This window comes from bacterium (assembly GCA_017744355.1).
Classification (GTDB): domain Bacteria; phylum Cyanobacteriota; class Sericytochromatia; order S15B-MN24; family UBA4093; genus JAGIBK01.
In genome coordinates this window covers 955018-981600 of sequence record JAGIBK010000001.1, presented here as the reverse complement: position 1 = coordinate 981600, position 26583 = coordinate 955018, and the positions used below count along the sequence as shown (strand labels likewise).

The following is a 26583-nucleotide window of genomic DNA, read 5'->3' as shown; positions in this document are numbered from 1 at the left end:
GTCCCGCGCGGCGAGTGGCGCCGGGCAGGGCGGGAGCAGCAGGGCCGGTCGCTGTCCGGCGTGAGAGGCCCTCATCAGGGGCGTCAGAGGCCGGTAAGGTCAGACCGTCACGACCTGGAAGCCGAGGGCGTTCGCCCCGCTTCGTGAGGTCATCATCGCACGCCCCCAGGGCCCGGGCCTCTCTCGAACGGGCATGGCTTGTCGTCGATTTTGCTCTTGACCGATTTGGGCTTAATGCGCGCGAGCTTCCGGATCGCCGTGGGCGACGAGCCATTCCACGAAGGCCTCGGTGAAGCGAAGGGACTTGCCCGTGTAGTGGGCCGCGTTCTGGCGCGCGAAGTAGAAGAAGGCCCCCACGTCCTTGCTGGCGATCCCGTCGAGGACCTGCGAGAGGGGCAGGCCCTGGTAGCGGCCCTTGGGCTTGAGGTCCTGGACGGCCGAGAGGCGATCGCGCACCTCGCCGAGGGCTGCGATGCACCGCTCCATGACCGCCTGCTCGATCTCGGGGGAGAAGGCGGGGGCGTGGCTTGCGAGCGGCTCGAAGAGGGGGCGCTGGGCGTTGTCCAAAAAGACGATCCCGCGCACGGCGAGCTCGGCGGCCGTCGCCTTGGGCATGGCGACCAGGGCGAGCGGGTCGCTCGAGAGGAAGGTCGTGTGCTTGTTGCGCGGGGTCGGGGCCACGAAGGGGCGGGTGTGCCGCTGGTCGCTGCTGGGCTTGGCGAGGGCGTCCTTGAGGAAGGACTTGCCCCACTTGAGGAAGTCGCGCGAGCTGGGCGGCGATGGTTTGGACGGATCGTTCGGCATAGGGGGCTTATACCCGTCCTGGGCCAAGAAAAAGCCCGCTCGCCAGAGCGAGCGGGCTTGAGCTTAGCGTCCCGGTTGGTTAGACGCTCGCCGGGATGGCGTGGTTCTCTTCGACGGCGATCAGCTTGGACCAGTTGTCGATCTCGGGACGGCCGGGAGCGGCCGCGTCGCGAGCGGGGACGAAGTAGGCGAGCATCTGCTCGTCGGTGATGGGCTTGAGCTGGTGCTGGCGGAAGGCGGCGACCTCCTCGGCGGTCATGGCCTTCTGGTTGGCCTTGACCCAGGCGACGATCTCCTCGTCGCTCGCCCCCGACTTGATGACCTCGCCGAGCGCGTCGGCATCGAGGCCGTAGGCGCCGATGAAGCGCTTGTCGGCGCCGCAGGGGTAGGGGGTGTACTCGCCGAGGGTACCGGCGAAGCAGGCGCGGGCCTTGTCGATCAGGCGGGGAAGCCACATGTAGCCGTCGAGCTCGGCGTAGGGGCTGCGGGGGAAGTCTTTGGTGAGATCCAAGGCTTTAGGCACGGTGCGTATCCTTTCGCAAAGCAGGACATCAGGCGAGGCACAGCTCGCTTGATTCGGCTCCCTCTTACTTACCAAAAAGAAGCTGCTTTTGTAAAGTGCAGTTTTGGAATGCTCCTCAGGCGAAGATGGCTCAAACGGTGGCCAAGACGACCAGCTGCCGCGTGGCGCTCCCGAAGGCTTGGAGGTGGCTCGTGAGCCCCGCTGCGCTTTGGGCCTGTAGTGCGCGCTCGATCTCGGTCGCTTCTCGTTTTAGTCCTTCTTGATACGTGCGGAGCGCGTCGACGGCTTCCTGGGTTTGGCGCATGAGTTGCTCGGCCTGTTGCATCGCCCCTCGCGCAAGGGCCGGGTCCAGAGGACCCGCCCCTTGCGCGAGGGGCGCCAAGAAGGCGGCGTCGAAGGGCCATCGTTTACCGAGCGAGGCGATCTGCTCCTTCGCCTCTTCGAGCGCTTTCTGAGCCTCCATCGTGTGCTCTTCGAGGAAGGCCTTCACCGCGCTTTCGCACTGCTTCGTGACCGCTCCGAGACGTGTTTCCAATCCCTCGACGACTTGCTCTGCCTGTGTGAGCGTTTCTGCGATGCCGGTTAGGAGCTGGTCGCGCAGTTGCCATGCAGCCTCCTCACCTTGGACGATAGTGGCTTCGAGCGTGCCCAGGCCCGCCAGGACCGAGGTGAGGGCCGCTGGCAGCGTGGTTGGATCTAGGCCCAATTCCTGGCTCAGCGCTTTTGCGAACGCCTGCGCGTCCCCTTGCTGTGCGAGGGTGGCAAGACGAGCAGCCCGTTGCAGCTCGGGATTATCAAGGATGTCTGGATGCGGCAGTTGAACGCCGAGCATCTGGCTCAGTCCGCTGCCTAGCCTGAGGGCTTGGCCCACATCCCCGCGCTGGGCGGCCGAGAAGATCCCGCCCACCCGATGGACGTTTTGGGCGTTGAGGTGTTCGAGGTCAGGGATTTCAAAGCCAAGCTCCTTACCCAGCTCTTGCAGGGCGTCCCGGGTTCCGTTCACGTCCTGACGCTGGAGAGCGTCGTTGCCCCTGCTGCTCAGGCTGGCAATACGCGTCGCCTTTTCGAGGATTTCATGGCGCGGCAGCTGAACGCCAAGCACCTGGCTCAGCTCGGCTCCAAGCACGAAGACCTGCCCCACGTCCCCGCGCTGAGCGGCCGAGAAGATTCCCCCGACCCGATGGACGTTCTGAGCGTTGAGCTGTTCGAGCCCCGGGATCGCAAAGCCAAGCTCCTGCCCCAGCTCCTGCAGGGCGCCTCGGGCACCATTCACGTCCTGGCGCTGGAGGGCGTCGTTGCCCTTGGCACTCAGGCTGGCAATGCGCATCACCTTGTCGAGGGTTTCGTTTCTGGGCAGCGTACCGCTAATTGCCTCACCACCTGTGAGCGCAGCATCGAGAGCCTGCCCCCAGTCACCCCGCTGAAGGGCCACGGCCCCTTTGGTGCCCGCATCGAATAGGGTGCTGGCGAGCTTGAGGTTCGCCTGAGCCTCGGCATTGCTCCCCAAGTCGCCGACCAAGTCGGCGGCCAGCGCGCTCGCGAGCGCCGGCACGCTCATGTCGCCTTTGCTGATAGCCTCGAAGAGCCTTTCGGCCTTGTGGGCATAGGCATTGGCCTTCTCGGCGAAGTCGGTTGCGCGCTTCACCAAGACCTCGGCGCCGTTGCCTAGCGTTTGCGCCCCCTCGCCCAAGAGGCTTGCGGCGGCGCCGAGGAGCTTGTTGGGATTGCCTTCCTGAATGGCATCGGTGAAAGCGACGATTTGCTTGGCGACGTTTCCGACCTTCCCTGCCACGTTCGCCACGGCCATGGCGCCGCCACCGAGGACCTTGGCGCCGAGCGCACCGGCCCCGCCGGACAGGGCGGCCGCCATTCCCGCAAGGCCTAGCAGCGACTTCTTGAGATCACCGGTTCGAATCCCTTCGAGTAGCATCTCGCCGCTCTGATAGGCCTGGTACGCTGCGATGGCGAGGGCCACGACCTGCAAGCCGGGCACGAGCATCGAGATGACGGAGGCGCCCATCATGACGTAGGAGCCGTACTTGTTCCAGGCCTCGCCGAGCATGCCACCGATGTTCGCGATCCCCTGGACGAAGCTCGCGCCTGCCTGGAAGATGCCGTTGATGGTGTTGGACACCGCTGAGCCCACGGCGTTGACGGATCCCGTGACCACCGAGCCCACGGCCTTGGCGACCCCCGTGGCTACTTTCACGACGGGCGCGACGACGGCCTGGACTACCTGCACGACGGGAGCGACAACGGCCTTGGCCACATTCGCCACGGCCTCAAATGGATTGAAAAACCCGGCGAGAAGGCCCCGTCCCCCTGCCTTGATGGCCTCTGACTCGGCGCGCAGGGCATTGCTGACGCGCGTTTTCGGGAGGTTGACCGATTGCAGTTGCGCCTGGAACTCCGAGAGGGAGCACGTGACGCGTCCTGCATGGGGATCCAAGTAAGTGATCTTGTCGCCTTGGATGCGCTCGATCAGCACGGAGTGACCTTTGCCGTCCTCGCGCTTCAGGACGGCAGCGACGGGTTGGCCTTGGGCCGTCGTGGCGGCGACGGCGCCCAAGACTGCGGCGCCGTTGCCGAAGACGACCTCGGTTTGCTTGCCGGTGACCGCGTTCGCGAGCTTGTTCTGCTCATCCGCGTACAGCCCCTGCTGGCGACCCGTGGCGGTCATGCGGGTGTCGCTGGCGCTGTCGTAGGTGCCGCCGGTCGCGTACTGCATGAACGCGGGCTGGATGAGGCCCGCGGTCAGGGATACGCCACCGTTTTGGCGCCAACCCGGCTCTCGCGAAAGGGTGTCGCCGTTGGCGAGGGTTGCCTTGCCCGCCGGGGAGGCCAGGTCGCCGATCAGCTTGAGGTAGCCTGCAGGATCGTCGAGGGCCAAGGTGGTCTGAATCACCGCTGCGGCGCAGGTCTGGCGCGAGCCCTGGTTGATGCTGGCGGGGTCGGCCAGATCGCGCAGCGTGCCGGCGATGAGGGCCTCGCGATCGATGCCGGGAGCAAGCGGCCTCGTCGCGAGGCGCGCGAGCTCGGCCGAGACCTCGGGGGTGAGTTTCCCTGAAGCCTTGAGCGCTTGGTAGTGCGCGTTCCCCTCGAAGCCGAGGGGCGCGTCCTGAGCCTGGAGTGTCAACTCGGAGGCTTCCCCTGAGGCTACCAGCGTGTTGGTATCGCGGCTCTGCCGCGCAGTCGTTTCCTGCACGGGGGAGGCCGAGGGCAGCAGCGGGGCCGTCACGGTGGTGAGAGGGGCCGTCCCCTGGAGCGGCTGGGTCGAGACGCGGGTCTGGCGAATCTCCATGCGCATCCTATCCTTTCGTCAGGAAAACGAGCACGGGAATTGAAGCCCGGCGCTGCGGCGCGCGGCCTTGAGGCCGTCGCCGATGATGACGAGGCAAGGGGATGAAGGCGGATAAAGACGGCTTAGCGTCGAGGAAGGAGGAGGGCGCCGCAGCGGGCGCTCTCGAAGAGTTGGCGCAGGTCGTCGATGCGTGCGCTTTCCGTGCCATCCGCTTCCTTACGACGGGGCAGGGTTTGTTTGAGGCGGCCACTCGATTTGGCCGTGTTGAGGAAGTGGATGCGATCGCCTGCGATCCGGCTCAGGATGAGCTGGTGAGTGCAACCGTCGGTGTACCAAGGCACCTCGATCACGACACGATGTTTGCCGTCTTTCAGGGCCTTGAGCACGTCGGAGAACCTGGTGGCGGGCTTGATGGGGGCTTTGAGCACCGCCATGGCCAGTCGCTGGGTCTGGGCGAGGGTCCCTTGAGCAGTACGTTTCATCGTTGAGCTCCCCCTTTCAAGCGCGTGGTCGCTCGTTTACGCGTGCGTGCGGGCCTGGGGGCTGCGTGCGTGTTGCCAGCAGGGGATTTGAGCGGTTTCAGACAGAGGTAGCAGATGCTTTTCCCGCGGATGATGGGCATCTCGCAATGGGGACAGGCTTCGAAGTTCGCGGCGGCCCGCGTGAGCTGCTTGAGGCCGAGGGCCCCCACGCAGAGCAACAAAGCGCTCCCGCAAAGCCAGGGCGTCCATGCGGCAGGGAGAGCAGGGAGAACAGGGAGGAGGGCGGCAGCGCCGGGTGGTAGGGCCATGCGGGACCTCCTGTCTCATGTCAACGATCATTTCAGCCAGGGGTTGTCGGATTATGATATGAAAATAACGTCAACGTCAATAAGGCAAAGACCCGCATGGATACCATGCGGGTCTTTGCCTTATTGAGAGGCGGCCAACTAGGCCGCCTCTTTGAGCTCGCGCCCTAGACCGGCAGCACCGAGCGGCGCTTGGGGGTCGGGGGGATGGCCTTGGACTCGTAGGCGGCGAAGCGCTTGATGAGCTCGTCGCGCAGGAGGTTAGGCTCGATGATGCCGTCGATCACCATCTCCGAGGCGAGGCGGTAGATGTCGATGTCACGCTGGTACTCTTCGCGCTTCTCGGCGACGAAGGCGGCACGCTCCTCTTCGGGCAGCTCGGCGATCTTGTTGGCGTAGACCGCGTTGATGGCCGCCTCGGGACCCATGACGGCGATCATGGCCGAGGGCAGCGCCAGGCAGACGTCCGGCTCGAAGGCCGGGCCCGACATGGCGTAGAGGCCCGCGCCGTACGCCTTGCGGATGATGACCGAGATCTTGGGCACCGTCGCGTCCGATACCGCCGAGATCATCTTGGCGCCGTGGCGGATGATGCCCTCGCGCTCGACCTTAGACCCGATCATGAAGCCGGGCACGTCCGAGAGGAAGAGCAGGGGGATGTTGAAGGCGTCGCACAGCCAGATGAAGCGCGCGGCCTTGTCGGCGGTGTCCGTGAAGAGCACGCCGCCCTTAACGCGCGACTGGTTGGCGAGGATGCCCACCGCGCGGCCGCCGATGCGGGCGAGGGTCGTGATCAGCTCGGGGGCGAAGAGCTTCTTGATCTCGAAGAGCGAGCCTTCATCGACCACCCGGTCGATCAGGTCGAACATGTTGAAGGGCTGGTTCTGGTTGGCCGGGATGATCGCCTCGATGTCCTTGCCGGGCTTGGGCTCGATGGCGGGGATGACCGGGGCCTTGCCCTCGAAGTTCTGGGGGAAGAACTCGAGGTAGCGCTTGAGGGCGAGGATCGCCTCCTCTTCGGTGCTGACGAGCACGTCGCCACAGCCCGAGACCGAGCAGTGCATGCGGGCGCCGCCCATCTCTTCGAGGGAGACCTTCTCACCGATGACCATCTCGGCCATGCGGGGGCTGCCCAGGTACATGCTGGCGTTCTTGTCGACCATGATGGTGATGTCGCAGAAGGCCGGGATGTAGGCGCCGCCGGCAGCCGCCGGCCCGAACAGCACGCAGATCTGCGGCACCTGGCCGCTCATCTTGACCTCGTTGTAGAAGATCTTGCCCGCGCCGCGGCGACCGGGGAACATCTCGACCTGGTCGGTGATGCGCGCGCCGGCCGAGTCGTCCAGGTACAGCATGGGCACCTGGAGCTTCATGGCCGTTTCCTGGATGCGGATGATCTTCTCGACGGTGCGGTAGCCCCACGAGCCGGCCTTGATGGTCGAGTCGTTGGCCATGACGCAGACGGTGCGGCCGTTGACCTTGCCGATGCCGGTGTAGACGCCGTCGGCGGGCAGATCACCCGCCAGGAAGTTCGCGAACATGGCGTCTTCGAGCTCGAAGCCCTCGTCGAAGAGGAGCCGGAGGCGATCGCGCACGAAGAGCTTGCCCTTGGCGGCGTTGGCCTCGTGGTACTTGGGGGCGCCGCCCTTCTTGATCGTGGCGATCGCGTCGTGCAGGGTCTTCTCGTCGTGTTGCATGGGGGTCGCGGGGTTCATCGGTTCTCCTTGCTTACTCGCCCACGTAGACGGGCTTGCGCTTTTCGCGGAAGGCGGCGAGGCCCTCCAGGCGATCCTTGGTGGGGATGATGACGTCGTAGGCGCGGCTCTCGAAGAGCATGCCGGTCTTGAGATCGGTCTCGCTGCCCGCGTTGACGGCGTACTTGGCCTGCTCGAGGGCGATGGGGCCGTTCTCGGCGATCTTGAGGGCCATGGCCATGGCCTCGTCCATCAGGCGCTCGGCGGGATACACCTGCTCGACCAGCCCGATCTCCTTGGCCTCGCTCGCAGCGACGCGGCGGGCGGTGAAGATGAGCTCCTTGGCCTTGCCCTTGCCCACCAGGCGAGGCAGGCGCTGGGTGCCGCCAGCCCCGGGGATGATGCCGAGGCTGGTCTCGGTGAGGCCCATGAGCGCCGAGTCGGCCGCCAGGCGAATGTCGCAGGCGAGCGCAAGCTCCGTGCCGCCTCCGAGGGCGAGGCCGTTCACCACCGCGATGACCGGCTTGCCCAGATCCTCGATAGCGGTGAAGGTGTCGCGGATGGTTCGGATGAACTCCTTGACCTGGACGGGCGTCATGCCGGCGCGTTCCTTGAGGTCGGCACCGGCCGAGAAGGCCTTGTCCCCCTCCCCGGTGATGAGCACGACGCGCACCTCGGGATCGAAGCGCAGGGCCTCGATGGCCTCGCGGAGCATCAGGAGGGTGGGGAAGCTGAGGGCGTTCATCTTGTCGGGACGGTTAAGCTTGAGGACCGTCACCGGCCCGTGGCGCTCGGTGAGCAGGACTTGTTCCATTACAGATACAGACTCCAAAGCAGGGAGGCTAGACCGCGCATGCGGCCAGGCGACTCTTGAGGTAGCGGCTGGGCAGTTCCTTGCCGAGGACCCGCTGCATCATGGCCGAGCAGTCGAGCAGCTTGTCCAGGTCGATGCCGGTCTCGATGCCCATCTCGTGCAGGACGTAGACCAGATCGTCGGTGGCGAGGTTGCCCGAGGCGCCCGGGGCGTAGGGGCATCCGCCGAGGCCGCCCGCCGAGGCGTCGAAGGTGGTGATGCCCATCTCGAGGCCGGCCATGACGTTGGCGAGGGCTGTGCCGCGGGTGTCGTGGAAGTGCAGGGCGAAGCGATCGAGCGAGACCTCGCGCGAAAGGCGTTCGAGCAGGGCGCGCACCTGGACGGGGTTGGCCATGCCGGTGGTGTCGCCGAGGCTAATCTGGTAGACGCCCATTTCGAGCAGGGCGTTCACGATCCGCACGACGGCCGCGGGGTCCACCTTGCCCTCGTAGGGGCAGCCGAAGACCACCGAGAGGTAGGCACGGACGGCCACGCCATCTTCCCGGGCTGCTGTTGCGACTTCAGAGAGGACGCTCAGGGCCTCGTCGATACTCTTGTTGATGTTCTTCTTGCTGTGGGTCTCGGTGGCCGACATGAAGAGCGCGATCGCGTCCAAGCCGGCCTCCTTGGCCCGCTGATAGCCCTTGAGGTTGGGCACCAGGCCGGTGTAGGTGACGCCCGGCCTGCGCTGGATGAGAGAGGCGACCTCGACGGCGTCGGCCAAAGGCGGGATCCACGCCGGGTTGACGAAGCTCGTCACCTCGATGTGGCTCAGGCCCGTCGCCGAGAGGCAGTCGATAAAGCGGACCTTGTCGGCGGTGGACACGGGGGTCTTCTCGTTCTGAAGGCCGTCCCTGGGACCCACCTCGACCACGGTCACGCGCTTGGGCAACGCCATTGTCGCCGTCTCCCTTCTAGCGGTCAGTGCAGCTACTACGCGAGTTCGAGGACGACGTCGCCTTCGTTGACGAAGTCGCCGGTGCCGACCTTGACTTCCTTGACCGTGCCGGCGGTCTCCGCCTGAAGATACATCTGCATCTTCATGGATTCAAGGGTGGCCACGTCCTGGCCGGCCTGGACCGCATCGCCGGGGGCGACGAGGATCTCGATGATGGTGCCGGCCATGGTGCTGGTGACGTTGGGCATGGGTGGTGCGTTTCCTTTCGTGGTGGGGGCGTGATGTGGGTTAGACCGAGGCCATCAGGTCGGTCGCGACGAAGTCGGTCGTGAAGTTGCCCGCCTGGAACCGGGGGTTCGCGAGCACGGCCTCGATCATCGGGGCGTTGGTCTTGATGCCTTCGACCTTGAGCTTGGCGACGGCGGCCTGGAGGGTTGCGATCGCCTCTTCGCGGTCGTTGCCGTAGGCGATCAGCTTGGCGAGCATGGGGTCGTAGTGAGGGCTCACCACGGTGCCGGGCTCGATCCACGCGTCGATGCGGATCCCTTCGGGCCACTCGAGCGTGCTCAGGGTGCCGGGGCTCGGCATGAAGGTCTTGGGGTCCTCGGCGTAGAGGCGTGCCTCGATGGCGTGCCCGCGCGGGGCGAGCGCCTCTTGCTGGAGGGTGAGGGCTTCGCCCGCAGCAATGCGGATCTGCCACTGGACCAGATCCACCTCGGTGATCAGCTCGGTGACCGGGTGCTCGACCTGGAGGCGGGTGTTCATCTCGAGGAAGTAGAAGTTGCGGTCCTTGTCCACCAGGAACTCGAGGGTCCCGGCGTTGGTGTAGCCGATGGCCTCGGCCGCCTTGACCGCGACCTCGCCCATCATGGCGCGCAGGCCCGGGTCGATGAAGGGCGAGGGGGCCTCTTCGACGACCTTCTGGTGGCGGCGCTGGATGGAGCACTCACGCTCGTTGAGGTGCACCACGTGGCCGTGGTGGTCGGCAAGCACCTGGATCTCGATGTGGCGGGGCTCGACCACGTACTTCTCGATGTAGAGGTCGCCGTTGCCGAAGTAGGCCTTGGCGCGGGCCGCGCAGAGCTTGAAGGCCTTCTCGAGGTCTTCGTCGTTGTGGCAGAGCTGCATGCCGATGCCGCCGCCGCCGCCCGCGGCCTTGAGCATCACCGGGTAGCCGAAGCGGTTGGCGAGGGCCTGGGCCTCGGCCACGTCGGCCACCGCCCCGTCGGAGCCGGGCACCACGGGCACGCCCGCCTGCTGCATGATGACGCGGGCCTCGGTCTTGACGCCCATCTTGGCGATGACCTCGGGCTTGGGGCCGATGAAGGCGATGCCCGCCTCGGCGCAGGCCGTGGCGAAGGCGGCGTTCTCGGAGAGCAGGCCGTAGCCCGGGTGGATGGCCTCGGCGCCAGTCTGCTTGGCGGCTTCGAGGACCGCGTCGACCTTGAGGTAGCTCTGGACGACCGGCGCGGGCCCGATCAGGACGGCCTCGTCGGCCATCTTGACGTGGAGGGCGTTGGCGTCGGCCTCCGAGTAAACGGCGACGGTGCGGATGCCGAGGGCCTTGCAGGCGCGAATGACGCGGCAGGCGATCTCGCCGCGGTTGGCGATGAGGATCTTGGAGAACATGTGCGTGATGACCCCTTCGTCAGTGGCAAAGGGCCGGATCGGCGCTTCGCCCGGTAGATGCTAGCGACCAGTATACCCCATGCCGTTGGAAAGCAGGAAAGGGGCTTTCGGCCTCACCGGACCGGGGCGAGCAGGGTCGAGAGGAAGCTCAACTGGTCGGCCATGCCCATCACCAGGAGCGAGTCGCCCGCCTGTACCACCTGGTCGGCGTCCGGGTTCGGGAACATCCGGCCATCGCGGCGCACGGCGAGCACCCCGACCCCGGTCTGGCCCCGCAGGTTGATGTCGCGCAGGCTCTGGTCGCACAAGGGGGAGCCTTCCGGGATGTCGACCCAGGCGATCTCGGCCTCGCCCAGGGCCTCGACCAGATCCGACACCTTGGCCGGGTCGAAGTCGTCCTGGAACTGGCTGTAGCGCTGCTCGCGGATCTGGTGGCTGTAGCGGGTGATCTCGCGGCTGGTGTAGCCCAGCTTGGCGAGGGTGTAGCGGATGACCTCGATGCTCGCCTCGAACTCGGGCTGCACGACCTCGTCGGCGCCGAGGTGGTACAGCTCGGGGATGTCGTGGGTGCGATGGGCGCGGGCCAAGACGTCGAGCTTGGGGTTGAGGGTCTTGGCGTTCTTGACCGCGAGCTGGCAGCTGGTGGGGTCGGGCAGGGTCACGATGAGCGCCTTGGCGAGCGGCAGCCGGGCGTGCTTGAGCACCTCGATGTTCGCCGAGTCCCCGTACATGCAGGGGATGTCGCGCTCGCGCAGGTCCTGGATGACGTTCTGGTCCACGTCGATGATGAGGACCGGGATCTTGTGGCGGATGAGCACCTCGCCCAGGTTGTGCCCGACGCGCCCGAAGCCGCAGATGACCACGTGGTCGACCAGACCCGTCAGCTCGCCGGTGGCGATGGTCGCCTGAGGGGTGGTCCCGCGGCGCTCGCGGAAGAAGGGCAGCCGGCGCAAGGCCAGGTAGGTGGGCGTCACCGCCTGCATGAGGGTCGGGGTGAGGAGGATGGTGACGAGCGCGCTCGAGAGGACCAGAGCGAAGAGGTTGGCGGAGATGAGGCCCTGCTGCTGCCCCATCTTGGCGAGGACGAAGGAAAACTCGCCGATCTGGGCGAGGCCGACGCCGACGGCGAGGGCCGTGCGCCCCGAGTACCGGAAGTAGCGCGCGATGGCGAAGCCGACCGCCACCTTGAAGATCACAATGGCCGTGACGAAGCCCGCGACGGTCGGCAGGTGGGTCGCGATGAAGACCGGGTCGATGAGCATCCCGATCGAGACGAAGAAGAGGGTCGCGAACAGGTCGCGCAGGGGCAGCACGTCGGCGAGGATCTGGTGGCTGTGGTCCGATTCGCTGACGACGATCCCCGCGATGAAGGCCCCGAGCGCGAGCGACAGCCCCATCTGGTGCGAGACGGCCGCGGTGCCGAAGCAGAGGAAGATCGCCGAGAGCAGGAAGAGCTCTTTGTTGCGGGTGAGGGCGACCCTGCGCATGAGCAGGGGGAAGAACTTCGTGCCCAGGTAGACGACGGCGCCGAGGAAGAGGGCAGCCTTCGCGAGGGCGAAGAGCATGGGCCACCCCATGATCTTCGCCGGGTCGTCCAGGTTCGGCATGACGACCATGATGGGCACCACCGAGAGGTCCTGCACGATGAGCAAGCCGAGCAGCGCCTTGCCGTGGGCCGACTCCAGCTCACCGCGCTCCATCAGGGACTTGAGGACGATGAGGGTGCTCGAAAGGGCGATCATGCAGCCGAGCAGGATCCCCGCGCCGAGGCTGAGGCCGAGGAAGCGTGAGGCCAGGGCCGCGACGCCGATGGTGATGAGGATCTGGGCGCTGCCGCCATAGAGGGCGAGCTTCTTGACCGGCTTGAGCTCGGAGAACGAGAACTCGACCCCCAGGGCGAACATGAGCAGGATGACGCCTAGCTCGGCGAAGGTCTCGATGGTGTGGAGGTCCGAGACGAGCTTGAGGCCGTAGGGCCCGATCAGAAGGCCGCCAATCAGGTAGCCGATGATCACGGGCTGCTTGAGGCGATAGCAGACGAAGCCCATGAAGAGGGCCGCTGCCAGCACCGACGCCAGGTCCATCAACAGTCGAAAAGCATCCATGCCATCAATGGTACCGGAAGAGCGAAACGCGCGCAAACAAAGGCCAAGACGCCGTTTGCCCGGATGCGATCCGCCGAGGCGCTCACGAAATCGCGATCGCTATCTTCACAAAATTTATGGATTATGCCATCTTTGGTTTAGCAGCTTCTTGCCGAGGGTAAGGTTATCCGGCGTCCTGTGATACTCGCTTACTTGCTTCAGTATTTATTCAGGATTTCAGGATATACTCGGTCGGCCCCTAATGGTATTAGTTGCGCGTCTCGTGATTTTTTAAGGAGTGTCGTTCCCATGCGAACCGTCTTCGGCCGATCCCTGCCCCTCTGTGGCCTCGCCCTGATGTTGCTCGCAGGCTGCACCGGTGGAATCGCGAGCGCGCCGAAGTCGCCGACTGATTTTCCGCTCTTCACGACGGCCGATGGCTACGCCAGCCTCAACGTCTCGCTGATCGATCTGCGCCAGACCATCCAGAAGATCGGTGACGTGGACGACGCCGACCGGGTGGAGTTCACCCTGACCTCGGTCGCGAACCTGACGGCTCCCAAGAAGGCCACCGCGAGCATCACCCTTCCGCTGCCGGTGGGGGCCTCCAACCAGCCGGTCTCCGGCATCACCGCCTTTACCGGTCTGCGCCCGGGCAGCGACTACGTGCTGCGCGCCGACCTCTACAAGTCGACCTATACCGCCAACCAGCTGCGCGCTCAGGGCGTTTCGGATCCGATCACCCTGCTTGCGGGCGAAAACAAGACGGTTCCCGTCAAAATCAACTCGATCGGCGACGTCTTGTTCACGGCGAGCACCTTCGGAAACCGTGTCGACACCCTGGACGTGGTTTCGGGCGATACGGTCACCATCAACACCAACGTTCGAGCGAGCGAGAACCCGCTCCTCAAGTCGGTCGAGGTCTACTTCATCGGTACGGCTCCCGGCAACACCAGCAACCTCGGTTCCACCACCATCCAGGTGCCCGCGGGCTCCACCCCCACCACCCTCAACTGGACGGTGCCCACGATCAACGGCACGGCCGATAGCGGCTGGATCTACGTGCTCGGCAAGGATGCATCCAACGCCGTGATCAGCCGCAAGATGAAGGTGCTCACCGTCTCCAAGGGCGCCTCGATCGGGAACTCGAGCCAGATTTCGCTGGAATAGGCGCTACCCTTGATGACGCATCTCTCACCTTCCATGCGATTCGCACAAGCGGCGCTTGCGCTGACCTTGACTGCCTGCGCGGTACCTGGTCCGGCGGCTTCGCCGGGGGCCGGCTTCGACCTCCTGGGGCCCGAGCGTGAGCTCTCCGCCGGGATTCGAGTCAACCTGCGGGCCAGCGGCCGGCAGGTCCAGACCGTGCCGACGGATTGGGCCACGGCGAGCTTCGTCCTCTCGAATGCCGCGACGCTCGTTGCCGACCGCCGGCAGGACCTCGCGCGGACAAGCTTCGTCGAGGCAGGCGGGCTCGCCGATTCGACGGCGGTCCTCTTCCCGAACACCCGGCCGGGCGCTGGCTACACGCTTTATGCCAGCCTGTATCGTGACTCCGCCGACGGCCCGGTGCGTAACGCGCTTGGGTACCAGACGGGCCTTTCTTTGCGCGCCGCCGAGAGCGCCCGCGCCCAGATTCAGCTCGCGACGCTCTTCCCCTGGACCGCGCAGGTGCTTGCGAACGTGAGCGGCGCGCTGCTCGATGACACCGTGCCCGGTGACCAGGGCGACGGTGGCTTGCCGTCTGCTGCCAAGTTCAAGCGCCCGATGGGGATCGCGTTCGCGCCGGATGGCACCCTGTACGTGGCGGATCAAGGGGATGCCCGCATCCGCACGATCACGCCTGCTCGCGATCGCATCGAGACGCTCGTGCAATTGCCGGGCGCTCGTCCGCGTGCGCTGGTCTATGCCGCGGGGCTGGATAATCAGGCGGATGTCCTCTTCTTCACCGACACGTCCAACGCGCGGGTGAGCGTGGTGCGGGGCCTAGGCACCACCAACGAGGTGGCCACCTTGGTGCCGTTCCTCGACGGAATCCCGAACGGGATGTGCTACGACCCGGTCCGTAAGCGCCTTTATGTGTCGCTGAGCGATGGGACTCTCGCGCGGATCGACGTGACCAACCTCTCGTCGCCGCAGGTGACGACCCTGAGCATTGCGATGAGCAATGCGAGCTTTTCGAACCCCCAGGGCCTCGCCCTCAACGCGGATGGGACCCGGCTCTACGTCGCCGATACCGGTCGCTACCGCGTCCTAGAGGTGAACCTCGGCACGCTACAAGCCTCGGTCGTCGCCGGGACGGGTGCTGTGGGCGATGTCGCGAAGCCCTCGGAGGGCGACGGGGGCCTCGCGACCGCGGCAACCTTCAAGCGCCCCGTTGATCTGAGCTACGATGCCTTCGATGGGGGCCACCTCTACGTGATGGACACGGACGCGAAGGTGGTAAGGGTCGTTACCCTGCGCAATGGCCTCATCGCGACCGCGTGGGGCGACGGGGGGACCGCTGACGTGACGACCGCGAAGGCGGCTCAGTGCGCCACGCTGCTTGAGCCGGCCGGCCTGGGCATCCTGGTGGACGGCGCGTCCGCCTCGCTCTACGTTTCCGATCGCACGCGCATCCGGAGCACCGTCACGCCATGAAGCAGCTTGGACGCTTGGCCCTGATTCTCGCCGTCACGCTCGCCGCCCCGCAGGCGGCCTTCGCGGCGGCCCCGCAACCGCTCACCATGGTGCGCGAGATCCGCTACGAGCCCAACGAGGGGGCGATCTACTTGCCCTTCGAAGGCCCACGCGCGCCGATGACCTCCGTCTCGAACGTGGGCAAGAGCGTGGTCGTGGACATTCCCCGGGCGGATTTCCCCTTTGCCGAGCTCTACGCCCGCATCGAGAACTCGCCCCTGATCAGCGCCTACGTGGCTGCCTATGATCCCGAGATCCAGGGCTTGCACCTGGTTATCGAGGGGCGGGTGCCGCTCGTGGCCGAGCCCGATTCCACCTACCGCGGGACGGGGATTCGCCTAGCGATCGCCCCGCGCGATCCCAAGAAGGCAGGGGCCATGCGCCCCACCGCCCCGGTGTTGCAGCGCGTCACGGTGGTGCCGCGCAGCGGCGGCCAGGCCCGTCCCTACGTGCCCGCGCCGCAGGCCGGTCCTGCCTGGCAATTCCCCACCCTGCGCATGGGCTACACCGGCGGGCCGGTCTCCGAGCGCTACGATCCGCAAGCCCTCGTCGGTGGCGCCAACTGGGCCAACCGCTTCAACCTCGGCTGGGAGCCCGTGCGCGGGGAGTACAGCGTCCCGGTGCGCCTCGGCTTCGGCGGCTACCGCTACGACGACCCGGATTACGCCGGGGTGACCCATCAGCGCGCCGAGACGAACCTGTCGGCGTCCTTCGCCCGCCGCTACACCCTCGGCGGCGTCCAGGGCAGCACCGGCTTCGGCTACCAGGCGACCTTCACCCAGGCGGACAGCAGCCAGCAGGTTGCGAGCCCGACCTTCTTCTTCGCGGGCTCGCAGCTCTTCCACGGGCCGCTTGTTCGCCAGTCGTTCGCGGGCACCGTTTTCGGTCCGCTCGGCGCCGGCCTGGACGTCGAGTGGGTACCCTACGCCTTCGCGCACATCAACGACGGGACGCAGATGCCGTGGCTGACGGCGTTTCGCGTGGAGCCCAAGCTGACGCTCTGGCCTGATCAGCGCGTGACGCTCGGTTATTTCTACGAACGCACGATGGGGGCCCCCTTTCACCGCGAATCCAGCGGCGTGACGCTCGGTATGAGCTTCTCGGGCTTCTAACACAGGAGAGAATCGCCATGGCCCTCATGATTGCGGCTCTGACCACTACCCTGGCCCTCTCTGGCGCCGCTTCGGGCTTCGAGAACGCGCCGGTGCCCGAGGTCCGCCAGCAACCGGCTCCGGATTGGACCCAGTACGTGCCGGTCGGCGCCTCGTTCGTCGTCCCCGGCTCGGGCCAGTTCTTGCAGGGCGATGTGCTCAAGGGCTTGACCCATCTCGGCTTTGCCGCCGTTTGCCTGGGTCTGACCCAGCTTGGGACGGGATCCCAGGACCAGACCCTGCGCGTGGCGGGCGGCGTCGGCCTCGTCGGCATCGGGCTCTGGAGTCCCTGGGATGCCTTCGCCAAGGCCTCGAAGCCCCAGGCGGAGGTCGCCCGATGAATCGCTTCGCCCTCCGGCTGGGCCTCGTACTCGGGGTGCTCGGTCCTCTTGCCGGTTGCAGTGTCTACGGCCTGGCCTCGTCGCTGGGCTTCGGGACCTCCGAGAGCCGCGGGACCAGCGATCTGGCCACGGACCGCATCAGCCTCCTCTCGGGTCGCGTCATGGTGCCCGAAACCATCGGCGGCGCGACGCCTCTTACGGATCTGCCCGCCTTGACCGTGGTGTCGCCGCTGCTCGCCGTGGCACCCCTCGCCGGCGTCCACCTCTACGCCCAGAGCGTCTTCCCCGCGGCTCGCACGACCCAGGCGGCGACCTTCGGGCCCGAGGGCGTGCGCGAGGCGCTGGTCGAGTTCGTCGATCTCGCGACGGGTGAGGTGGCCGCCACCGCCTCGACCAGTACCGACGGGCTCTACGCGACGAAGCTGGTCTTCAAGGGCGCGCGCCATTCTTACATGGCCCAGACGATCCTGCGCAACGGCCGCAATCAGGTGGTGGGCTTCCTCGCCGCTCCGGTGGGCGTGGACGTGTCGCAGCCGGTAGGCAAGCGCTCCACCCTTGATCTCAGCGCGGGCTCGACGCTCGTTGCTCTCTCGGCGACGCTGCTTAGCGAGGCCTATCCGACCTTCGAGATGACCAAGGGCTACACAGGCATCAAGAGCGATCGCCTCGCCGCAATGGTCGGGGCCATCCCGCCGCTCCGGCTCCAGGGAGCGGCCGCTCTCCTGAACCAGAGCCGTACCCTGAAGGCCGCCACCTTCGACAAGCTCCTGAGCGACACGGCTACCGCTTCGGCGGTCATGACCTACGAGGTCCGCAAGCTAGCGCAGCAGGCGTCGGGCGCTTCGAGCATCACCCAGGAGGCTCCGGCCCTCAACGCGGCGATCCTCGGCCAGCTCATCGATCGCCTCTCAAGTCTCACGACCCCGCCTGCGGCGGACAGCACCGAGGGCTTCTTCGATGCGATCGGCAAGAACGTCGATCTCGACAAGGCCCGCAGCGAGGCCGATCAAATCAAGACCGTCCTGCCCTCGCTGCCGCCGCTGCCCTCGCCGACCCCAGCCAAGGGCGTCGAGGTTGTCTTCGAGTAGCACCTCTACGTGCGGAATCCCCAAGCGCAGTGTGAGAATACTCACGCTGCGCTTGGATTATCGGCAAACGGGCGAGGGTATTGAAAAGATGGCGCACCTGCGCGCCAACCGTCTTCCCGTTTTCGAACAGGAGAATCCGCATGGTCTTCCAATCGCCGCGCCACGTTCTGGCTGCCCTTGCCGCTGCTACGCTGACGCTGGTGGGTTGCATCGCCCCGGCGTCGGTGCCTGAGCAGCGAGATGCCGCCACGAGTGTTCCCAAGGTCAAGCTCTTCACCAACTCGACCGGCCTTGGCTCGCTCACCATGCGTGTGGTGGACCAGCGCCGCGCCTACGGCACCCAGGCGGTCGCCGACGCCGACCCGTGGGATCAGCTCTTCTTGCGGGTCAACTCGGCACGCCTCAAGGGCGCGCGCATGGACACGGTCCTGCGCAACGTGATCCCCGCCAACAACGTCTTCACCTCGCCGGTGCTCACGGGCCTGCCGCCCGCCGCCGACTACCAACTGCTGGTCAGCCTCGCGACCGGTAGTTCGATCGTGGGTCAGGGGGCTTCGAGCAGCATCCGGCTCGACGCAGGTAAGGATGCGACCGTCTCGATCTACATCAACACCGTGGGCCAGATCTGGTTCGACAGCCCTACCTATGTTGCGACCGCAAGCACGGCGACGGAATCCATCGGCTTCCCGATGCTCATGGCCGAGCAGCCCATCGACGTGCTCACCTCCATCCTGCCCGCGTCACCCTTCAAGGCCTTCTACACCGAGTTCCGCGATCAAGCGGGCACACTTCTCAACGCCACCACCTCGGTGACGGTGACTGGGGCGGGCTCGCCGAGCCAGACCGTGACCGTGCCGGCGCTGTCGGCGGGTGATCCCGATGCGATCCGAGACGTCACCATCGTGGGCCTGGACGATGCGAACAAAGTCGTGAGCCGCCGGACGCGCAAGGTGCTGGTTCAGCGCGGAGCGGGCATCAGCGTGAATCTCCAGTAGGGGGAACGATGCGCGTGCGCTGGGGACTGCTGATCACCATGCTTGCTGCTGCCGGGTGCGCCCCGGGAGCGGTGAGTCCGGTCGCGCGCGCGCCGCAGGCGATCGCGCCGCGGTTCGCCCTCTATCAGGCGAATCTTGCGCTCGATCTGCAGACCGAGCGCACCGTTCAGGCCCTGCCCGCCCCTGCTGCCTGGGATACCGTCGTGGTGACGGTCAACTCTCCCCGCCTCAAGGCGCCCTTGGTTTCTCCCGTTTTCACCAGCGCGGCGTCGCTTTCGGTCGGCTTCACCGTACCCGTCGGCTCGGCCTCGATTGAGGCGACCCTCTTTCAGGGCGGGGCGACGGGGTCCTTGATCGCCTCGGGCAGTACCACCCTCGCCTTGCTGGCAGGGCCTAACGTTGCGACCATCTCGGTCATGCCGGAAGGCTCCACGGTTGGAACGCTCGCCGGGACGGGCACCCCCGGCTTCAGTCCGGAAGGGACCGCGGCCGCGAGCGCACAGCTCAATCGGCCGACGGACGTGGCGGTGGACGCCTCGGGGAATGTCATCTTCGTCGAAGAGGGCAACCATCGCGTTCGGATGATTCCCAAGGTGCCCGGTACGTATTTCGGGCAGGCGATGCTCGCGGGCCGCGTCTACACCGTGGCCGGAACGGGGGCCGTGGGGTTGGCCGGCGATAACGGGCCCGCAACCTCCGCACAGTTGAACGCTCCCTCCGGCCTGGCGCTGGATGCGAGCGGCAACCTCTACATCGCCGACACCAACAACAACAAGATCCGCCGGGTCGATTCCGCCGGGATCATCACGACGAGCGTGGGCAACGGGATCGCGGGCGGGAGCGCCGACGGCATGAACGCGGCCACTGCGCAGATCAAGGGCCCCACGGGGGTCGCGGTGGATGCGAGCGGGAACCTCTTCGTCGCCGACACCCAGAACCACTTGGTCTGCATGGTGCCTGCGGCCGCAGGCAACTACTTCGGCAAGACCATGACCGCCCAGTACCTGTACAAGATCGCGGGCACGGGCACCATGGGCTTCAACGGGGATGGGGCCTACGGAACCTCCTCGCAACTCAACGCCCCTACGGCGCTGCGCGTGGACGACATGGGGAATCTCATCATCGCCGATACCGGGAACAACCGGGTGAGAATCCTGGCCGCCGCTGCTGGCAACCGTTTCACCCTCTCACTGGCGGCGTTCTACCTCTACACGATTACGGGGGGCGGAGCATCCAGCGCCGACTTCATCCCGGCAATGTCGGCCAAGCTCGAGAGCCCCGCCGGCATCGCCCTCGACGCGGCGGGCAATTTGCTGGTCGCCGATTCCCTGAACCACCGGATTCGGAAGGTCGTCCCGGGTGGACAGATCTCGACCCTGGCGGGCGGTCTCGCCGCGGGCTTCGGGAACGGCTTGCTGATGAATGCCAAGTTCAACTCTCCGCGCGGGCTCGTCCTGACCCCCTCGGGGGAGGTCCTCATCGCCGATCGCGACAATCATCGGCTGCGCCTGCTTCGCGCTGGAATGGGGGGCCTCTAGTCATGCGGCTTCTCGGTAGCGCTGCTGCGGTCGCCATCCTCGCCGCCGCCTTCTTGCTCACCGCTCATGTGTCCGCCGATGCGGCCGAGGGCGGGCGCTCATCCGTGCGCTTCGGCTTCTCGCGGGGATCGGCGACCGAGACCTACGCGCCGGAGACCCTCTCGAGCCGGATCCCCTCGGCCGAACGTTATCACCTCGGCTGGCGCTACCAGGCTGCGGATCCTTGGCGCGCGGTCGCGACCCTGGCGCGCGGTGCCTTTGCGATCGCCGATCCGGATTTTCCCGGGACCATTCATCAGCGCACCGAGACCCAGGCGCTGGTCGGCGGGATGCTGGCCTACGACGTGCTTGGCGGGTCGCTCGGCCTTGGGGCCGGTTACGCCGCGCGTTGGGTGGAGGTTTCGAGCAGCGCCAAGGCGCCCGGGACCGCGCCGGCCTTCCTCTTCGCGCCGTGGCACCTCTTCCACGGGGTGACCTTCATGATGGACTACCGACGTCCGCTCTTCGGCCCCTTCGGCCTGGAGCTCGAGGTGGAGGCCCTGCCCCAGGGATTTGCTCACCTCGGGGACACTCGGCTGAGCCTGCCTTCCACTTGGGGCGTGGGCGTGCATCCGCGCCTCACCTTTTGGGGCGATCGCTTCGCGCTCGGCTACCGGTACGAGCGGACCCAAAGCGCGCTCTACGGGCGCGAGCTGAGCGCCATGACGGCCTCGTTCGCCCTGAGCGGGTTCTAGGGGAGGGACGCGACATGCGGCACGCGATCCTGAGAGGCGCCCTGGCCCTGACGCTGCTTCAACTGACGGGCTGCAGCCTGTACGGCCTCGGGGTGGCGCTGGGCAACTCCCAGAGCTTCGGCGCGGCCACGGAGCCCGATTATCGGGCCTTCAGCCTGGACGGCGCCGTGAAGCTGCCGCCAAGCCTGACCACCGTGGCCCCGCTCACGACGGTCGCGCCCTTGACCACCGTGGCGCCGCTCACGACGGTCGCGCCATTGACCACGGTCGCTCCCCTCGCCACCGTCGCGCCCTACAAGATCCAGGGCCTCTCGTTCAGGATCCAGAGCCTGCAGCCCGAGTGGGCCGCGGACGGCGCGGTGCGGAATGCGACCATCCAGGTGGTGGATCCCCTCACCGGGGAGGTCAAGGCTACCACGACCACGGATGCGGCGGGGCGCTACTCGCTGCGCCTGGTCGTGCAGGGCGCGCGCCATCCCTTCATCATCCAGACCATCCTGCGCAACTCGCAGGGAGTGGCGGGCTTCCTGGCCGCGCCGCTCGGGGCGAACATCGCCTCGGTCAACGACAAGCGCCAGGTGGTGGACGTGACGCCCGGCTCGACGCTCGTGACGTTCGCCTCGACCCTCATGACCGAGGCCTATCCCGACTTCCAGGTCGAGAAGGGCTTCGAGGGCATCAAGAGCCAGCGCCTGGCGACCCTGACCCAGGGCGTCTCGCCCACGAGCCTCGGCAAGGCGCTGGGGATCCTGGATCAGAGCAGCGCCCTGAGCGAGGCTTCTCGCTTCGAGACCCTGCTCGGTGAGACCGCGACGGCCTCGGCGGTGCTGACGAGCCACGTCAAGGCTCTCACCCAGAAGGCGGCGAACGCGAACCTCGACCAGATCGAGACCGGGACGGCCCTGAGCTTGCAGACGGCGGTCATCTCCCAGCTGGTGGAGCGGATCGGGGCCTTCGTGCCGGACCAGGCCAACCCTTCCCAGAGCCTCTTCGAGGCGGTCGCGGAGCAGGTGGATATGGGCAAGGTTCTCGCGGAGGCCGAGCGGGTGCGCCAGCAGGCCGCGCCCAAGCCGCTCCCGACCCTGCCGCCGGAGCCCTCGCCGATTCCGAACCCGGGGGTGGGGATCGTCCTGCAGTAGTTGGCCCTTCCTTCGCCCGCGCGTTATACTGAAGCCTCGACGAGACGTCGTGATCCGCTGCGAACACCGAGGCCCCCGTGAACTGTCACGCCTGTCAATACGCCCTTCCCCCCCATGCGAACTTCTGCGCCCAGTGCGGCGTTCGCCAGCTGCGCGAGAGCGAGCCGGCGCGAAGCCTGCCCGAAGCCAGCCCGGAAACGGCGGGGGATCGCCGGGAGGTGACGGTCCTCTTCGCCGACGTCTCGGGCTTCACCGCCATGAGCGAGAAGCTAGACCCCCAAGCCGTCACCGAGATCGTCAACCGCTTCTTCGAGGTGCTCACCGAGCCCATCTACCGTTTCGGTGGGGTGGTCGACAAGTACATCGGCGATGCGATCATGGCCCTCTTCGGCGCCCCCATCGCCCATGAGGACGATCCCGAACGGGCGGTCCGCGCCGCTTTCGAGATGCAGCGGGCGGCTTGCGAGTTCGCCGAGCAGCTGCAGGCGGATACCGGCATCGTCCTCAAGGTCCGCATCGGGATCCACACCGGCCTGGTCGTCACCGGCGCGGTCGGCGGCGCCCAGAAGCGCGACTACACGGTCATGGGCGAGACGGTCAACCTCGCCCAGCAGATGGAGGGGGCCGCACGGCCGGGCAAGGTCCTGGTCACCCACGAGACCTATCGCCATTCGAGCCACGCCATGGACTTCGCCGCGCTCGAGCCGGTGCAGGTCAAAGGCAGGCCGGACCCGGTCCCCGTCTATGAGCTGATCGGTCCCAAGGCCGAGGCCCCCGCACGCGTCGAGCCCGTCTCCATGGTGGGGCGCCAGGCGGAGCTTGCGACCCTCGAAGAGGCCTTCGCCCGGGCCGCCGAGGGGGCGCCGCATCTGGTCATGCTCTCCGGTGAGGCGGGCATCGGCAAGTCCCTACTGTCGAGCGCTCTGGTCGCCGGTCTGGACCCTACGCGCGAAGTGGACGCGCAGCGGGTCCGCGCCATGTCCTACGAGCATGGGACGCCCTATGCCCTCTTGAGCGACTTCATCCGGCGCTGGCTCGGCATCAAGAAGCAGGAGACGCCCAATGAGATCCGGGCGCGCTTGCGCCAGCGCGTCGAGGCCTTCGAATCTGCCGCTGAGGCTCGTAAGCGCTCGATCCTCGCGATCTCGTACCTGCTTGGGATCGGCGCGGAGAGCGCCGAGTTCACCCAGCTGACGCCTCAGCAGCGTCGGACCATGGCCTTCAAGGCCTTCAACTCCCTTTTGCTCGGTTATGCGCGCGATCGCGTCATGCTCCTCAACTTCGAGGATCTGCACTGGGCCGACGAGGCCTCGCTCGAATGGCTCCAGAGCCTGTTCGACGCGCTTACGACCCGAGACTTCCAGCAGAGCCGGCTTTTGGTGCTGTGCCAGGCGCGCCCGGTCGAGGGCAGTCCGCTGAACCGCTGGCGCGCGACGATCGAGACCCGAACCCTCGTGCTGCGCCCGCTGAGCGAGGCCGAGAGCTGGTCGCTGGTGGCGAGCCTGCTGGCGATGCCGAACGAGCCCGAGCGCTGGCCCGAAGAGCTGCGCAAGCTCGGCGAGCAGGTCCTCGCGCGCGGCGAGGGCAATCCCTTGTTCTTGCGGGAATTGGTGCGATCGCTCGAAGACGCCGGCGTGCTCGTGCGCGACGAGCGCTACATCTGGCAGGTTTCGGGCTCGGCCGCAAGCCAGCTGCCGAGCACGGTCAGCGGCGTTATCCGGTCGCGCCTCGACCGGCTGGGGCCGGCGATGCGCTCGGTTTTGCAGCTGGCCTCGGTCGTCGGCCGCAACTTCGAACCCGCGCTCATCGCCCAGCTTGCCGAGCAGCAGGCGGATTCGCTCCCGCTCGAAGCCCTGGAGGCCGCCGAGTTCCTGCACCGGCGCTCGTCGGGCGAGTGGCAGTTCTATCAGGCGCTGACTCATGAGGCGGTCTACAATTCATTGCTGCTTGCCAAGCGCAAGGAGTTGCACCGCAAGGTGGGGCAAGCGCTCGAGCAGCAGCTGGGCGCGCGCTGCGAAGAGAGCCCTGAGGTCCTGGCGCGCCACTTCTTGCTCGGCGAGGTCATCCCCAAGGCCGTCTATTACCTGTTTCGTTCCGGTGAGAAGGCCCTGCGCGGCTTCTCGAACCAGGAGGCCCTCCACTGCTTCGAGCAGTGCCTCACGCTCATGGAGCGCGAAAAGGAGCTGCTCGAGACGCCCTCGCGCGCCGAGGTGCTGCTCGCCCTTTCGGAGCTGCTTGCGACCACGGGCCAGTACGCCCAGGCGATCGCCCATCTCAGCACCGTGCTCGCCGAGCAGACCCACCCTCAGGAGCGCGCCGAGACCATGCGTCGCCTGGGAGGCATCTACAACCTCCAGGGCCAGTACGGCGAGGCCATGACCTATTACGAGCAGGGCCTTTCGGCGCTCGCGACCGCCGATGACCCCCTGGTGCGGGCGCGGATCCTGCTGGACCAGGCCCTCAGCCTCTTCCGCCAGGGCCAGTACGAGGAGGTCGTTGGCCTCTGCCAGGGGAGCCTCGAGGCCCTGAGCGGCACCGAGCATCCCAAGGAGACGGCGATGGCGCTCAGCATCCTGGGGATCGTCTGCTACCGTCAGAACCAGTTGCCCGTCGCCGAGGCCTACCACATGCAGGCCGCGGAGCTGCGCGAGCAGATCCAGGACGTGTTCGGCGTGGCCTCGAGCCTCAACAACCTGGGCGCCCTCTACCTGGAGCTCGGCGACTGGGGGCGCTGCGCGGAGAACTACGAGCGGAGCCTGCGTCTCTACGAGCAAATCGGCGACGTGAGCCGGCAGATCATCCAGATGAACAACCTGGGCGATCTGCTGCGCAACCGCGGGGATCTCGCCCAGGCCCTGGACTTCCACCGCCAGGCCCTGGATCGCAGCCAGGAGATCCAGGATTCGTTCGGGGCCGGGGTGGCCGCGGTCGGCATGGGCCTGGTGCTGGTGGCGGACGAGCGGGCCGAAGATGCCATCGAGCGCTTGCTGGAAGGCATCGGGGTCATGCGCGGGATCAACGCGGTGGAGGTGCTGCCCGAGGCCCTTGCGGCGCTCGCCAAGGCCTACCATCGCTGCGCGCGGCCGATCGAGGCCCGCGAGGCCTTGGAGCAGGGCCTCGCCCAGGCCAAGGAGAACACGAGCGATACCCAGCACGGCCTGACCCTGACGGCGGCTGCCCTCATCCACGTGGAGAGCGGTGAGCTCGAAGAAGCTCAGGCGACGATCCAGGCAGCGCTTGCGGCCCTCGGCGAGGCCGGCGCCCCCATCGAGCTGGCACGCGCCACCGCGGTCGAGGCCCGGATCCTCTCGGCTCTGGGCGATCGCGCTGGGGCCGATCGCAAGCGGGAGGAGGCTGCCGTGGTCTTCGACCGGCTCGGCGCGAAGCTCGATCGTGAGGCCCTCGCGACCCTGTAGCGGGCTGCTCGCCGAGCGTCCGAAGCTTCATTTCTGCGTAACATAATCGCAAGAGCTCGCCACGATCCAGCGGGTAAGAAGGATTGGTGATGCCAGGCAATCCATTTGAAGCCGCTGTTGCAGGGTATACGATCCTAGCGATTATCGTTCGCCTGCCCAAAGGAGGACCACTTCATGGCGAAAATCTTGGTTGCAGACGACGATCCCAATATCCGTCTGTTGCTTCAGAAGCAGCTTGAGTACGAAGGCTACAGCGTCCTCACGGTGGCGAGCGGCAAGGCCGCGATCGACACGGCCCGCCGCGAGACGCCGGACCTGTTGATTCTCGATCTCATGATGCCCGACGTGGACGGTTTGGAAGTCTGCCGGACCATCCGCCCCGAGATGGTCACCCCGATCATCATGCTCACGGCCAAGGGGACCGACACCGACAAGGTGGTGGGCCTCGCCGTCGGCGCCGACGAGTACATGACCAAGCCCTTCAGCCTGATCGAGCTGACGGCCCGGGTCAAGGCGAACCTGCGCCGGGTGGACCGCCTCAAGCGCAGCATGGTGGACTCGCCGAACCGGATGGCGGTCGATGGGCTCATCATCGACACGGACCAGCACATCGTCTCGATCCACGACGAGCCCATCGAGCTCCCCTTCAAGGAGTACTCGCTGCTCCACCTCCTGGTGAGCAACCTGGGCAAGGCGATCAGCCGCGACTCAATCCTCTACCGGGTGTGGGGGGACGACTTCTTCGGCGACGATCGCGTGGTGGACGTCCACATCTGCCGCTTGCGCGAAAAGCTCGAGCGCTTCGACAACTGCCCCGTGCAGATCAAGACCGTGCGCGGCGTCGGCTACCGCTGCGTGAAGATCAAGGAGGCCGTAAAGGCCTAGCCGTCTCAGCGAAAAGGGCCGGGGGATTCCCCGGCCCTTTTCGC

21 protein-coding genes are annotated in these 26583 nt (G+C 66.6%); 11 read left to right on the top strand and 10 right to left on the bottom strand.

The features are described 5' to 3' along the window. Positions 1 to 231: 231 nt before the first annotated feature. The 10 genes from J7643_04645 to J7643_04600 form a co-directional block, all read right to left on the bottom strand. Positions 232 to 804, bottom strand: a complete 573-nt coding sequence (locus J7643_04645) for a hypothetical protein (protein MBO9539867.1) — start codon at positions 802 to 804, stop codon at positions 232 to 234. Between the two features lie 79 nt (positions 805 to 883). Beyond that, on the bottom strand, positions 884 to 1327 hold the full coding sequence (locus J7643_04640; protein MBO9539866.1) for a DUF5069 domain-containing protein: 444 nt from the start codon (positions 1325 to 1327) through the stop codon (positions 884 to 886). Positions 1328 to 1457: 130 nt separating this feature from the next. Continuing rightward, positions 1458 to 4628: a hypothetical protein gene (locus tag J7643_04635; GenBank protein MBO9539865.1), complete on the bottom strand. Its 3171-nt coding sequence runs from the start codon at positions 4626 to 4628 to the stop codon at positions 1458 to 1460. 122 nt (positions 4629 to 4750) lie between these two features. Then, on the bottom strand, positions 4751 to 5110 hold the full coding sequence (locus J7643_04630; GenBank protein MBO9539864.1) for a hypothetical protein: 360 nt from the start codon (positions 5108 to 5110) through the stop codon (positions 4751 to 4753). A gap of 472 nt (positions 5111 to 5582) precedes the next feature. Beyond that, the gene (locus tag J7643_04625; GenBank protein ID MBO9539863.1) at positions 5583 to 7112 is read right to left on the bottom strand and encodes an acyl-CoA carboxylase subunit beta; all 1530 of its coding nucleotides are present in this window, start codon (positions 7110 to 7112) and stop codon (positions 5583 to 5585) included. A gap of 31 nt (positions 7113 to 7143) precedes the next feature. After that, positions 7144 to 7923: an enoyl-CoA hydratase gene (locus tag J7643_04620; protein ID MBO9539862.1), complete on the bottom strand. Its 780-nt coding sequence runs from the start codon at positions 7921 to 7923 to the stop codon at positions 7144 to 7146. A gap of 28 nt (positions 7924 to 7951) precedes the next feature. Further along, on the bottom strand, positions 7952 to 8860 hold the full coding sequence (locus J7643_04615) for a hydroxymethylglutaryl-CoA lyase (protein MBO9539861.1): 909 nt from the start codon (positions 8858 to 8860) through the stop codon (positions 7952 to 7954). Between the two features lie 35 nt (positions 8861 to 8895). Then, a complete protein-coding gene (locus J7643_04610) occupies positions 8896 to 9108 on the bottom strand; it encodes an acetyl-CoA carboxylase biotin carboxyl carrier protein subunit (protein ID MBO9539860.1) in 213 nt (70 codons plus the stop codon). Positions 9109 to 9148: 40 nt separating this feature from the next. Beyond that, on the bottom strand, positions 9149 to 10489 hold the full coding sequence (locus J7643_04605) for an acetyl-CoA carboxylase biotin carboxylase subunit (protein ID MBO9539859.1): 1341 nt from the start codon (positions 10487 to 10489) through the stop codon (positions 9149 to 9151). Between the two features lie 113 nt (positions 10490 to 10602). Beyond that, positions 10603 to 12594 (bottom strand): cation:proton antiporter, encoded by a 1992-nt coding sequence (locus J7643_04600; GenBank protein MBO9539858.1) that lies wholly within the window; start codon positions 12592 to 12594, stop codon positions 10603 to 10605. Between the two features lie 288 nt (positions 12595 to 12882). Here J7643_04600 and J7643_04595 point away from each other — a divergent pair, with 288 nt between their 5' ends. The 11 genes from J7643_04595 to J7643_04545 all read left to right on the top strand — a co-directional run bounded on the left by J7643_04595 (position 12883) and on the right by J7643_04545 (position 26539). Beyond that, entirely contained in the window at positions 12883 to 13743 is an 861-nt protein-coding gene (locus J7643_04595; GenBank protein ID MBO9539857.1) for a hypothetical protein, read from the top strand. A 33-nt stretch (positions 13744 to 13776) separates the two neighbouring features. Further along, entirely contained in the window at positions 13777 to 15213 is a 1437-nt protein-coding gene (locus tag J7643_04590) for a hypothetical protein (protein MBO9539856.1), read from the top strand. Then, on the top strand, positions 15210 to 16364 hold the full coding sequence (locus J7643_04585) for a hypothetical protein (GenBank protein MBO9539855.1): 1155 nt from the start codon (positions 15210 to 15212) through the stop codon (positions 16362 to 16364). Before J7643_04590 ends, J7643_04585 begins: the two co-directional genes overlap by 4 nt. Positions 16365 to 16381: 17 nt before the next feature. Further along, entirely contained in the window at positions 16382 to 16744 is a 363-nt protein-coding gene (locus tag J7643_04580; protein ID MBO9539854.1) for a hypothetical protein, read from the top strand. After that, positions 16741 to 17832, top strand: a complete 1092-nt coding sequence (locus J7643_04575; GenBank protein ID MBO9539853.1) for a hypothetical protein — start codon at positions 16741 to 16743, stop codon at positions 17830 to 17832. The genes J7643_04580 and J7643_04575 overlap by 4 nt, the downstream gene beginning before the upstream one ends. A gap of 140 nt (positions 17833 to 17972) precedes the next feature. Further along, the gene (locus J7643_04570) at positions 17973 to 18827 is read left to right on the top strand and encodes a hypothetical protein (GenBank protein ID MBO9539852.1); all 855 of its coding nucleotides are present in this window, start codon (positions 17973 to 17975) and stop codon (positions 18825 to 18827) included. Between the two features lie 8 nt (positions 18828 to 18835). After that, on the top strand, positions 18836 to 20365 hold the full coding sequence (locus tag J7643_04565; GenBank protein MBO9539851.1) for a hypothetical protein: 1530 nt from the start codon (positions 18836 to 18838) through the stop codon (positions 20363 to 20365). Positions 20366 to 20367: 2 nt separating this feature from the next. Further along, positions 20368 to 21099, top strand: a complete 732-nt coding sequence (locus tag J7643_04560; GenBank protein ID MBO9539850.1) for a hypothetical protein — start codon at positions 20368 to 20370, stop codon at positions 21097 to 21099. 14 nt (positions 21100 to 21113) lie between these two features. Further along, positions 21114 to 22238, top strand: a complete 1125-nt coding sequence (locus tag J7643_04555) for a hypothetical protein (GenBank protein ID MBO9539849.1) — start codon at positions 21114 to 21116, stop codon at positions 22236 to 22238. Between the two features lie 77 nt (positions 22239 to 22315). Then, entirely contained in the window at positions 22316 to 25654 is a 3339-nt protein-coding gene (locus J7643_04550; GenBank protein ID MBO9539848.1) for a tetratricopeptide repeat protein, read from the top strand. Positions 25655 to 25828: 174 nt separating this feature from the next. Then, entirely contained in the window at positions 25829 to 26539 is a 711-nt protein-coding gene (locus J7643_04545) for a response regulator transcription factor (protein ID MBO9539847.1), read from the top strand. Positions 26540 to 26583 lie beyond the last annotated feature (44 nt).

Excerpts from the sequence above, each read along its gene's own strand:
- J7643_04645 (MBO9539867.1), bottom strand. The coding sequence starts at position 804 with ATGCCGAACGATCCGTCCAAACCATCGCCGCCCAGCTCGCGCGACTTC.
- J7643_04635 (MBO9539865.1), bottom strand. The coding sequence starts at position 4,628 with ATGGAGATTCGCCAGACCCGCGTCTCGACCCAGCCGCTCCAGGGGACG.
- J7643_04630 (MBO9539864.1), bottom strand. The coding sequence starts at position 5,110 with ATGAAACGTACTGCTCAAGGGACCCTCGCCCAGACCCAGCGACTGGCC.
- J7643_04625 (MBO9539863.1), bottom strand. The coding sequence starts at position 7,112 with ATGCAACACGACGAGAAGACCCTGCACGACGCGATCGCCACGATCAAG.
- J7643_04620 (MBO9539862.1), bottom strand. The coding sequence starts at position 7,923 with ATGGAACAAGTCCTGCTCACCGAGCGCCACGGGCCGGTGACGGTCCTC.
- J7643_04615 (MBO9539861.1), bottom strand. The coding sequence starts at position 8,860 with ATGGCGTTGCCCAAGCGCGTGACCGTGGTCGAGGTGGGTCCCAGGGAC.
- J7643_04610 (MBO9539860.1), bottom strand. The coding sequence starts at position 9,108 with ATGCCCAACGTCACCAGCACCATGGCCGGCACCATCATCGAGATCCTC.
- J7643_04605 (MBO9539859.1), bottom strand. The coding sequence starts at position 10,489 with ATGTTCTCCAAGATCCTCATCGCCAACCGCGGCGAGATCGCCTGCCGC.
- J7643_04600 (MBO9539858.1), bottom strand. The coding sequence starts at position 12,594 with ATGGATGCTTTTCGACTGTTGATGGACCTGGCGTCGGTGCTGGCAGCG.
- J7643_04595 (MBO9539857.1), top strand. The coding sequence starts at position 12,883 with ATGCGAACCGTCTTCGGCCGATCCCTGCCCCTCTGTGGCCTCGCCCTG.
- J7643_04590 (MBO9539856.1), top strand. The coding sequence starts at position 13,777 with ATGCGATTCGCACAAGCGGCGCTTGCGCTGACCTTGACTGCCTGCGCG.
- J7643_04585 (MBO9539855.1), top strand. The coding sequence starts at position 15,210 with ATGAAGCAGCTTGGACGCTTGGCCCTGATTCTCGCCGTCACGCTCGCC.
- J7643_04580 (MBO9539854.1), top strand. The coding sequence starts at position 16,382 with ATGGCCCTCATGATTGCGGCTCTGACCACTACCCTGGCCCTCTCTGGC.
- J7643_04575 (MBO9539853.1), top strand. The coding sequence starts at position 16,741 with ATGAATCGCTTCGCCCTCCGGCTGGGCCTCGTACTCGGGGTGCTCGGT.
- J7643_04570 (MBO9539852.1), top strand. The coding sequence starts at position 17,973 with ATGGTCTTCCAATCGCCGCGCCACGTTCTGGCTGCCCTTGCCGCTGCT.
- J7643_04565 (MBO9539851.1), top strand. The coding sequence starts at position 18,836 with ATGCGCGTGCGCTGGGGACTGCTGATCACCATGCTTGCTGCTGCCGGG.
- J7643_04560 (MBO9539850.1), top strand. The coding sequence starts at position 20,368 with ATGCGGCTTCTCGGTAGCGCTGCTGCGGTCGCCATCCTCGCCGCCGCC.
- J7643_04555 (MBO9539849.1), top strand. The coding sequence starts at position 21,114 with ATGCGGCACGCGATCCTGAGAGGCGCCCTGGCCCTGACGCTGCTTCAA.
- J7643_04545 (MBO9539847.1), top strand. The coding sequence starts at position 25,829 with ATGGCGAAAATCTTGGTTGCAGACGACGATCCCAATATCCGTCTGTTG.